12 protein-coding genes are annotated in these 9,841 nt (G+C 49.2%); 6 read left to right on the forward strand and 6 right to left on the reverse strand.

Annotation, left to right across the window (positions count from 1 at the left end; all coding sequences use genetic code 11):
- The first annotated feature begins 146 nt into the window (after positions 1-146).
- Positions 147-1,052, forward strand: coding sequence for a GTPase Era (gene era / locus OXG10_04340; protein MCY3826599.1), 906 nt, complete (start codon positions 147-149; stop codon positions 1,050-1,052).
- A gap of 13 nt (positions 1,053-1,065) precedes the next feature.
- On the opposite strand, the gene OXG10_04345 is transcribed toward era, so the two are convergent.
- The 3 genes from OXG10_04345 to OXG10_04355 all read right to left on the reverse strand — a co-directional run bounded on the left by OXG10_04345 (position 1,066) and on the right by OXG10_04355 (position 2,720).
- The gene (locus tag OXG10_04345; protein MCY3826600.1) at positions 1,066-1,851 is read right to left on the reverse strand and encodes an enoyl-CoA hydratase-related protein; all 786 of its coding nucleotides are present in this window, start codon (positions 1,849-1,851) and stop codon (positions 1,066-1,068) included.
- 77 nt (positions 1,852-1,928) lie between these two features.
- Positions 1,929-2,270, reverse strand: coding sequence for a DUF86 domain-containing protein (locus OXG10_04350; GenBank protein ID MCY3826601.1), 342 nt, complete (start codon positions 2,268-2,270; stop codon positions 1,929-1,931).
- Positions 2,271-2,720: a type II toxin-antitoxin system ParD family antitoxin gene (locus OXG10_04355; GenBank protein MCY3826602.1), complete on the reverse strand. Its 450-nt coding sequence runs from the start codon at positions 2,718-2,720 to the stop codon at positions 2,271-2,273.
- Between the two features lie 155 nt (positions 2,721-2,875).
- On the opposite strand from OXG10_04355, the gene OXG10_04360 reads away from it, so the two are divergent.
- Together OXG10_04360 and OXG10_04365 are read left to right on the forward strand one after the other, a co-directional pair.
- Positions 2,876-3,409, forward strand: a complete 534-nt coding sequence (locus tag OXG10_04360; protein ID MCY3826603.1) for an arsenate reductase ArsC — start codon at positions 2,876-2,878, stop codon at positions 3,407-3,409.
- Between the two features lie 74 nt (positions 3,410-3,483).
- Positions 3,484-3,957, forward strand: coding sequence for a nucleoside 2-deoxyribosyltransferase (locus OXG10_04365; GenBank protein MCY3826604.1), 474 nt, complete (start codon positions 3,484-3,486; stop codon positions 3,955-3,957).
- Positions 3,958-3,975: 18 nt separating this feature from the next.
- Here OXG10_04365 and OXG10_04370 read toward each other — a convergent pair whose 3' ends face one another.
- Positions 3,976-5,010, reverse strand: coding sequence for a zinc-dependent alcohol dehydrogenase family protein (locus tag OXG10_04370; GenBank protein ID MCY3826605.1), 1,035 nt, complete (start codon positions 5,008-5,010; stop codon positions 3,976-3,978).
- A gap of 46 nt (positions 5,011-5,056) precedes the next feature.
- Positions 5,057-5,644 carry an exonuclease domain-containing protein gene (locus tag OXG10_04375; GenBank protein MCY3826606.1) on the reverse strand — a complete coding sequence of 196 codons (588 nt, stop codon included), beginning with the start codon at positions 5,642-5,644 and terminating at the stop codon, positions 5,057-5,059.
- A 129-nt stretch (positions 5,645-5,773) separates the two neighbouring features.
- Here OXG10_04375 and OXG10_04380 point away from each other — a divergent pair, with 129 nt between their 5' ends.
- Positions 5,774-6,277, forward strand: a complete 504-nt coding sequence (locus tag OXG10_04380) for a hypothetical protein (GenBank protein MCY3826607.1) — start codon at positions 5,774-5,776, stop codon at positions 6,275-6,277.
- A gap of 9 nt (positions 6,278-6,286) precedes the next feature.
- The gene (locus OXG10_04385; GenBank protein MCY3826608.1) at positions 6,287-6,790 is read left to right on the forward strand and encodes a hypothetical protein; all 504 of its coding nucleotides are present in this window, start codon (positions 6,287-6,289) and stop codon (positions 6,788-6,790) included.
- A gap of 32 nt (positions 6,791-6,822) precedes the next feature.
- On the opposite strand, the gene hisIE is transcribed toward OXG10_04385, so the two are convergent.
- Complete coding sequence (gene hisIE / locus OXG10_04390) at positions 6,823-7,509, reverse strand: bifunctional phosphoribosyl-AMP cyclohydrolase/phosphoribosyl-ATP diphosphatase HisIE (GenBank protein ID MCY3826609.1); 687 nt, start codon at positions 7,507-7,509, stop codon at positions 6,823-6,825.
- A gap of 167 nt (positions 7,510-7,676) precedes the next feature.
- On the opposite strand from hisIE, the gene OXG10_04395 reads away from it, so the two are divergent.
- Positions 7,677-9,407 (forward strand): alkaline phosphatase D family protein, encoded by a 1,731-nt coding sequence (locus OXG10_04395; protein MCY3826610.1) that lies wholly within the window; start codon positions 7,677-7,679, stop codon positions 9,405-9,407.
- Positions 9,408-9,841: the final 434 nt, after the last annotated feature.

The following is a 9,841-nucleotide window of genomic DNA, read 5'->3' on the forward strand; positions in this document are numbered from 1 at the left end:
AATTGCGGCAAGTTTGCCCCAAAAACAGACGTAAATCGGTCTCTTCTCGCACTTTGTCTGTTCTGTTCACCATGGAAGTGGTAAGATTCTTCAGGAAGCCTCTTGAATCAATAATTTTGCAAGAGGCTCTATAGAGATTAATTTCCATGATCCAAACAGCTTCAAAAGAGGGTTTCAGGTCCGGGTTCATTTCCGTGATAGGACGACCTAATGTCGGAAAATCCACGCTTGTGAATTCCGTCGTCGGAGAAAAAGTTTCGGCCGTTTCGGATAAGCCGAGCACTACCAGGAACAGAATTCTGGGAGTAAGGACTTTTGATGATTCGCAGCTGGTTTTTCTTGATACACCAGGCGTTTACAGGGAAAAAAGCAGACTCGGAAAATCCATGGCCCGAGCGGTAAGCGGTGCCCTTTCGGATGCTGATCTGGTGGCGTTTGTTACGGATGTCGAAAAACCTTTCGGGGCGGCCGATGAATCCATACTGAAAATGTTCAGGAAACCTTCCTTGTTTGTCGTAAACAAGATCGACAAGATAAAAAAATCAAAGCTCTTGTCGATACTTTCAGCCGCCGAGAGATTTTCTGAGAAGTTCCTCGAAATAGTTCCCATCTCGGCTCTTAACAACGATGGGGTGGATGAGCTCACGCAGCTTCTCAAAAAACACCTACCCGAAGGGCCGAAATATTTCCCTGATGATATTTTCACGGATCAGCCTGAGATTTTTTACGTAAGCGAACTCATAAGGGAGAAAGTTTTCAATCTCACGCGAAAGGAAATTCCCTATAAAGTGGCGGTGGTGGTCTCGGGATTCAGCGAGGATACGGAACGGAACCTGATCAGGATAAGTGCAGAAATCTATGTTGAGAGAAAAAGTCATAAGGGAATTCTCATAGGAAAGGGCGGGGGGATGCTAAAGCGAATCGGTTCTGAGGCCAGGGTTGATATTGAAAGGATACTGGGAGTTAAGCTGTTTCTGGAGCTTTGGGTCAAGGTTAAGGAGAACTGGACCCAGAGCGATTTCCTGATAAAGGAATTCGGTTACGGAAACTGAACCGCAGAAGTCTTTATTCTCCCTTGAAAACCGGCTTTCTCTTTTCCAGAAAAGCCTTTTTTCCTTCCTTGGAGTCGCTGCTTTTCCTCACCTTGGCGAAAAGAGACCTTATGAGCTCTTCGTTTTCTTCCGATATTGGCCTCCCTTCTTCCCAGATGTTTATCATCTTTTTCATCGATATCATCGAAAGCGGGGCGTTTTCGCTTATTCCCTCGGCAAGCCCATAGGTGAACTCTTCAAGCTTGTCTCTTCTTACAACATGGTCGACAAGTCCTTTTTCTAGAGCTCTTTCGGCATTAACGGGGTTTCCGGTGAGAAAGAGTTCTCTTGTAAATCCGGGACCCACTAAGTTCAGAAATTGCTTTATTCCGCTGTAATGATAAGTCACTCCCAGCTTTACGGGCGGGATTGCGAGTTTCACGTCGTCGGCGCATACTCTCAGATCGCAAGTCGCTGCAAGTTCGAGTCCCGCCCCGAAAGCATGACCGTTTATCATTGCTATTACGGGAAGAGGATAGGACTTGACCGCCTGCATGACTTCGGTCAGGGGATGGCCGCTTTCTATAGCAATTTCTTCCTCGGATATTGCGGCTATATCATATCCTGAGCAGAAAGCTCTATCACCGCTTCCCCTTATAACAACACATCTGATTTCAGTGGTTTTTCCTAGCCTTAGAAATTCCTCGGTTAAAAGTCTTAGAATTTCTGGTGTAAGGGAGTTTCTTTTCTCAGGGCGATTGAGGGTGAGGGTGCAGATTGAACCCTCACCCTCTATAAGAATCTCTTTGTTTTCGGCCATGGAGAAATTATATATTACCAAGGCTTGGTGCTTAACCGGAATTTCGGTGCGTTTAATTCTTGCATAGGACCACTGATTTACTCGAACATTTGGCGTATGCGTTCAACAGCGTTCTGCAGATTCCTTAGGTCCTTGCGGCATATTTCCCACAAAATCTCCGGGTTGCTTTTGTAGTAATCGTGTCTTAGGACATTGCCGATTCCTGCAATGTTCCGCCATGGTATATCCGATTCCTTTTGCTTAAATTCATCCGGCAAGCGACGGCTTGCTTCAGACAGAATCTCCAAGTTTCTTTCGACAAGTTGACGTACACGTCTGTCAGCGGAAAAACTCTGCAAGTCTTTGCCATTAATGTCAGCATAAATATTTGTTATGGCTTCAAGGATCTGGTCGGCGTAGAGAGTAGGATTTTTTGGCATTTAGAACACCTGTTCAGATTCATAGATTACACTTTCTTTAATGTGCGGATGAAGTCCTTCTCTTGTTGCTATATCCACCTCACATCTCAAGTTATCTTCAAGGAAATGTTTTACATCAACCAAGTCGAGTAGGCTGAAGGAGGCTTCTGGGTTGATGTCAATAAAAACATCTATATCACTTGCCGAGGTGTTTTCATCTCGAACGGCTGAACCGAACAGGAAAATGGATTTGACTCCTTTGTCACGCAACGGTTTTTCCAAAGAAGAAATCTGTTTATGAATTTCTTCTTTGGTTAGTTGTGTTGTCAAGGATGTATCAATTGAGGTATTGTCTCGTTTGACTAATAACCGCAACGCCTCGCGAACTACTTCGCTGGCATTGTTGTAAAGTCCGGATGAAACCTTCTCCCGAATGAACTCCTCCAACTTGGGTGTGAGTGAAACATTCATTAATATCTGCCTGCACTATAAAAGATACTTTGATAACAAACTTTGTCAATCTTTGTTGTAAAGATTGTTTTTTTGTATTTTATCGTCAGGAATAATCTCATTCTAAACTATACAGGCATACTTACAGAGTTGAATTTCCCAAAGAGGGAAGGTGTATGAAAGAAAACGAACCGTCGCACTTGCGAACCTACAGGGTGCTGTTTCTCTGCACGGGCAATTTGGCCCGTTCGATCATTGCTGAATCTCTTTTGAATCACAATAGCGACGGAAGATTTGTCGGCTACAGTGCGGGCAGTCATCCTCGGGGAGAAGTTCACCCCCATGCTCTTGATCTCCTGCTTGGCAAGGGACACGCCATTGAGAACCTGCGCTCCAAGTCTTGGGATGAATTCGAGGTGGAGGGCGTTCCTTCGATGGATTTTGTTTTTACAGTGTGTGACAACGCGGCGAAAGAACCTTGTCCCGTGTGGCCGGGCAGGCCGGTTACGGCTCACTGGGGTCTTGCGGACCCCGCGGGCGTTGAGGGAACTGAAACTGAGCAGCTAAAAGCTTTTGAAAAAGCCTACGACTTGCTCAAAGAGCGTATCGCTGCGTTTCTGGCCCTTCCGTTTGACTCGCTTGACAGCGTGGAACTTCGTGAGAGACTTGAAAAGATAAGGCGCCGTGGGTCTGGAACGGACGGAGAATAGTTACTGACGTTTGAAGCGTTTCTGTCCGACCACCGCATGGACCTGAATAGTTCTGATTCTCACGCAAAAGCACTATGAAGAAACAAAAAACCCTGTATCTGGCTAACCCCTACGGCTTTTCCGCACAGCAGCGCGAAGGGCCCTTGGCGGTTCTTGTCGAGGTTCTGGAATCAATGGGAGCTGAGGTATGGGAGCCGTTTTCCCGGAATAATCAGGTTGATAAGGCGGTTGCCGGTTGGGCCTACCGGATCGGACAGTCGGACCTCAGGGACGTGCGTGAGGCCGACGGGTTGTTTGCGGTTGTCAATGGATGTCCGCCGGACGAAGGAGTTATGGTGGAACTGGGAATGGCTATTGCTTGGGAAAAACCCGTGTTTCTGTTCCGGGATGACTTCCGCAGCTGCACCGACAGCGAGGTCTATCCGCTCAACCTGATGCTGTTTGCCGGCATGCCTGAAAAGGGCTGGGAGGCTTACTTGTATGGTTCTGTAGAAGAGATAACCGACCCGGACAAAGCGCTGGCGAGATGGCTTAAAGATACGGAGTGATCCGGGCCATGAAAAAGTTTACCGGTCTGCTATCCTCAAAACCCTTGCCCCTTTTCCTCCCCCACTTTTCATTTCCAGAAGTGCTGCGTTTGCCTCTTCAAGTCCGTACTCGGTGACTTCAGCCTCTATTCCCAGAGTGGACGCGGCCGAGAGAAAGCCGGCAACATCTTCTCTTGTGACATTCGCTACGCTTTTTATCTCTTTCTCAAGCCAGAGATGCGACTGGTAATCGAGACTCAGCAAAGAATTGATGTCGGAGTTCTCCTTGCTTATGGCGTTTACAATCAGTTTTCCCCCGGGGACAAGATTCTCAAGCGAGCGCAAAACGGGTTTCCATGCCGGAGTGGTGTCAATGATGGCTGAAAGCTGCTTGGGGGAATGCTCTTCAATTCCGCCTGACCAGGATGCTCCAAGCTCCATTGCGAACAGCCTTTCCCTTTCTCCTCTTGCGAATACGAACACCTCGCATAGTGGATATGAGTGACGAAGTAGCTGTATGACCAGATGCGCTGAAGCTCCGAATCCCATAAGCCCTACGGCGTCGCCGTCTGTTATTCCGGAAAGTCTGGCGCAACGGTAACCTATCGCTCCGGCGCAAAGGAGAGGGGCCGTCTTCACTGGGTCCATTCCCTCCGGTATGCGGTGAACGAAGTCTGCGTCCGCGACCATAAATTCGGCAAAACCTCCGTTTCTGTCCCTGCCGGTGGCGATGAAATCATGGCAGAGGTTTTCCCGTCCGCTACTACAATAGGAGCATTTTCCGCAGACTCCTCCTATCCACGCAATTCCGACCGTATCGCCTGCGTCGAAACTTCTTACGCCCGAGCCGTGTTCTTCGACCACCCCCACGACTTGATGTCCTGGAACAATCGGAAGAGACGGGGGGATCACCCTTCCTTCTGCCTCGTCCATGTCGGTGTGACAGACCCCGCAGGCTAAAATGCGTATTAGCACTTCTCCTTCAGCGGGTTCTGGTGTGGGAATCTCGAGCAGTTCAAGAGGAGTATCGTTATTGAGCAGGTCGTACGTACCTCTTAGAACCATTGCCTTCATCACGCTACCAAGTATAACACGCATATATGGCGTGCGGGCCGGTTCCTCACTGCTTGCTTGTTCCGAGTGTGGTGTCCGCGTACGCCCTCAGAACGATTTCCGCTGCGACTCTTGCGTCTTCTCCGGCGTCGTGGTGGCGAAAATGAATCCCGAGGTCCCGGGCAATATTCTCGAGATTGTAACCCCTAAGGGCGTATTTATCCGGCCAGGCGCGTCGCGCTACCTGCGCACTGTCAATCCAGGTTCCGTAACGAAGAGATTTTCCACATTCTTCAAATGCTTTTGAGATTGCTCGGCGGTCAAAGAATGTATGGCTTACAACGATTTCTCCCAAGTGTTGCGCGATCTTGTCGCACAATTCTTCAAACCGCGGGTAGCCATTTACCATCTTTTGGTCTATGCCGTGTATGGCGATATTGTACGGATCAAAAAAGTCATGTGGATCAACAAGCTGCGTCCATACCTCTTTGATCTCCGCTGATCTTACCACCGCGATTCCCACTTGGCAGATGCTTGAAACGTTTGAATTCGCGGTCTCGACATCGACGGCGACAAAATCCAGATTTTTACTCGCGGGGAGATAGTTTTTTCCGTTTTGCCCGCGGGGCGTTTTCGGATTTCCGGCTTTTTTCATTCTCCTACATTATGAACCATAACCGGCTTTCTTTCAGCGGTGTTTCGTCCGCTTCGGCGTTTTCGGGCTTTAAACTCAGATTATATTGTTTATAATCTTCCGAATTAAAAGTTTTTCCGGAGGCGTAAGGTGCCGTTATACGAATATGAGTGCGACAGTTGCATGGAGAGTTACAATACGGACATAGACAGTCTGGTCGCCAAGCTTACAAAGACAAACGCAAAGAAAATTTTCAAGCAGAACCGCAACTTCTGTTATGTTGAAGTCACAAGCGACAAGAGCGGAAAACTGTTTTTCGAACTGGGGGAAAGGGGCGTACGCGGCGCGAGGAGGTTTCGTTACAAGCTAGATAACGGAAAGGTCCTTTACCTTGAGCTCAAGAACTTCCGATTCGATCACCTTGTGTACGGAGATGACGACCAGGATGAAGTCAAATGCCCTCTCTGCGACGATTCGGAGGCGGTGAGAAGGGTCTTTTCCACTTTCAAGGCCATATTCGACGACAAGAATAAAAGAGCTCCGGGTCCCGGGGATGAGCTTAGATGGCATCTTGAATACAAACAGCAAAAGGATGAAGAAATAGCGAGCGACTGGGTAGGGCAGGATCACCTGAACCAGTATTTCAACAGATAGGAGACACAAATGCCCCTCTATGAATTTGAATGCATCAAGTGCAGACGCAACGTTGAGAAATCACTGAAGGCTCTTGAGAGAAAACGGGATAAGGAGACCGTAAAAAACCTTGTCGAGAAATATGACAACATAAACGCCATAGAAGTTATCGACCTTGAGCGCGAAGAAATAGTCGCGAAGCACGGAAGAAGGGGAAAAGACTCCATATTCAACGATTTTTACCTTAAGGACGGAGCCCTGCTTGCGCTTTTTAACATGCGAAACTACAGATTTTCCGAGCTTATATACGAAGAGGGGGACGAGAAGAACGTAAAGTGCTACTGCGGGGAGAAAAAGAAAGTGGAGAAAGTTATCTCGACTTTCGCTTTTACCAAGGACCTCTCAACCAATATGCCGAAGCCCGATCTCTCGAACCTGCCGCCCTCGGTTAGAAACAGAACTTACATAGGAGATTACATAGAGGAGAAGGACAGGCCTAAAAAGCACAGGCCTCCCAAGGGAAAAAGACAGTAGGGTGCTGCCCAGCCTTCGGGTGCTTCTGTGTGCTACTTCTTCTGTGCGTAGTCTTCTTTGCGCCTGCCAAACCTTCTCTCAAGTTCGTCCGATATGTCCTGAGGCGAAAGACCCGCTTCGCAGAGAAGCACCATGGAATGGAACCACAAATCGGTAAGTTCGTAGACGAGTTCGTCTTTATCCTCGTTTTTGGCAGCTATTACTACTTCGCCGGCTTCCTCTCCGATTTTTTTAAGTATCCTGTCAACTCCGCCCTTCATAAGGCCGCTCACGTAAGAGCCTTCCTTGGGGTTCTGCTTCCTGTCTTCTATTACGGAAAATACCTTTCTGAGTGAAGCTTTCTCGAACACGGGGGCAGCTTTTTCTTCCATGTTCCCGGATCTGTAAAAGCATGTTGGTTTTCCGGTGTGGCAGGCTACTCCGGTCTGCTCCACGGTTATTAGCACCGTATCGCAGTCGCAGTCAACGAAGATTTCCTTTACGTCCTGAAAATGGCCTGATTCTTCCCCTTTGTTCCAGATCTTTTTTCTTGATCTGCTCCAGAAGTGGGTTCTTCCGGTCTTGACGGTCATCTCGAGAGCCTCTTTGTTCGCATATGCGAGCATGAGCACCCGCCCGCTTGAGCGGTCCTGCACTATTACGGGCAAAAGGCCTTCGTCGTTGAACTTGAGTTCTTCTAGTTTCATATGAGAATTTTCATTCCGCTTGAAGTACGTCAAGATAATAATTGCAAAGCTTCCGTTGTCAAAGAACTGACGGGGCGGGGAAACCGACATATTGAGGCTTCGGGTCGGCTGTTTTCTCCCTCCGAAAGCTTTTTTCTGAATTGCTGTTGATTTTGGGTGTATAACTGTAAGACTGCTGTGCGCGGGGAGGAATTACATCTGTGTTTTTGAGAAAACATCTGGTTCATGGTTCTGTGGTTCTGCTTTTCGCCCTTCTGCTTTTCGCTATTAGTTTGATGCTCTACGGCGATTCAGGGCGCGTGAGTTTTGAACATGGTGTCGCAAGCGGCGACCCTCTGGATGACAGGGTTATTCTCTGGACGAGAGTCACTCCGCAGGAATCCCAGAGAAAAGTCAGGGTCAGGGCCGAAGTTGCTTCGGATAAGAAATTCAAAAGCGTTGTTTACAGTTCTGTTAAGAGCGCTACGGCCAAGAGCGATTACACCGTCAAGGTTGACGTCAAGGGCCTTTCAGCAGGAACGGTTTATTACTACCGTTTTCGCTCAGGTGAGGTCGCATCCGTTATCGGCCGTACCAAGACCTTGCCAAGAGGCGATGTGGATTCGGTCAGACTGGCGGTGTTTTCATGCGCAAACTATCCTACTTCTCATGGCGGTTACTTTAATGTTTACGGCCACGCGGCGGAAACGGCTGACGTCGATGCCGTGGTACACCTCGGTGATTATATCTACGAGTACGGCAAGGCCCCGGATTCCGGGAACGATAATTCCCAAGGAGCCGGAAGGGGTTTTCCTGAGTACAGCGATAAAGAAATCCTGACGCTTGACGATTACCGTAGGCGTTACGCGCTGTACAGAACTGATCCGCAGCTTCAGGCCCTTCATGCCACACATCCGTTCATCGCTGTCTGGGATGATCACGAGGTCGCAAACGACGCTTATGTGGGGGGTGCGCAGAACCACAACGAAGATGAAGGGAGTTTCGATGCGCGCAAAGAGGCTGCGCTTCGGGCCTATTACGAGTGGATGCCGATTCGCTCCATAAAAGAGAATGATTTCGGGCGGGTCTACCGCAGCTTTTCTTTCGGAAACCTGGTTGAACTCTTCATGCTCGATACCCGCCTTGCCGGACGGGAAAAACAACTTAGTTACAAGGATTATTTCGACCCGGATACCGGTTTTAACGCCCGGAGTTTTCGTGAGGATATTGGTTCTCCGGAACGAACCCTGCTTGGTCAGGGTCAGCTTGTCTGGCTTCAGGGGAAGCTTGCTGACTCAACCGCCGCTTGGCAGGTTCTGGGTCAGCAGGTGCTTATGGGCAGAATGAACGTTCCGGCTGAAATAATTCCCCATCTGGGCGATCGCACACCGCAGGTCGCGGGTCTTATTGATGAACTGACTGAGATTAAGGAGCGGGTGCTGCGAGATGATCCTTCCGTGACTCAGGATGAGCGGGACCGTGTAAACACTGTGCTTCCCTATAATCTTGATGCTTGGGACGGTTACCCTGCGGAGCGCGAAGCGGTGCTGGGCGCGGCATACAGTGCGGATAAGAACCTTGTAGTACTTGCCGGGGATACGCATAATGGATGGGCAAGTAATCTCAAGGATGCGGCAGGTAATCAGGTGGGTGTCGAGTTCGCCACCGCGTCTGTGTCCTCGGGAGGTCTTGAGACTTATCTTAAACTTGAACCGAAGCAGGCCGAGGAACTTGCCCGGGACCTGGAAGTGCTGGTCGACGGTCTTGTCTACTCAAACACAAAGGACCGCGGTTATATGATTGTCAGTTTTACTCTGAAAAGGGCCAAGTCTCGGTGGATATATGTGGATACAGTCAAGCATCCGGAATTCAGGGAACTAACTTCAAGTGGAAAGGCCCTTGGTGTGCTTCCCGGCGTGGGAAATCGTCAATTTATTCCTGTTGGTAATTAGGCTAGAGCATTTTGGCCAAGAAAAGTATCAAGGCACGGTGATTCCGTTCTGTAGAAAAAGCAGGGTTTATCCGTGCGATGACGAAAAATTGAGGGGTCGCCTGGTTCCCTCGGGCACGTGCGAGAGGACTCAAGTTCCCTCTCCTGCCTTCTCAGGGGCGACTTAGTCGGGCTCCAGGGTTGCCCCAATCCGTAACGGCGACTGAGATTTTGCCGCACGCGCTTAGTAAAGAGTCTATAAGAAGGGAGAGGGAAGTCAAATAAAAGGCCCGCCCCGTTGAATCGCCAGCGGGGCGGGCGGGCTATAATAATTTTGGGCAAAGACCGCGTAGCCAATCGGCAGGCGCCGGTTATCGCAAAACCGGAGATGCGGGTTCAAATCCCGCTCCCGTCTTCTACGAAGCTCCGGTCAGAATTGTAAGCGGTTCCCGGCAG

The sequence above is a fragment of the Candidatus Dadabacteria bacterium genome, assembly GCA_026706695.1.
Lineage (GTDB): Bacteria > Desulfobacterota_D > UBA1144 > Nemesobacterales > Nemesobacteraceae > Nemesobacter.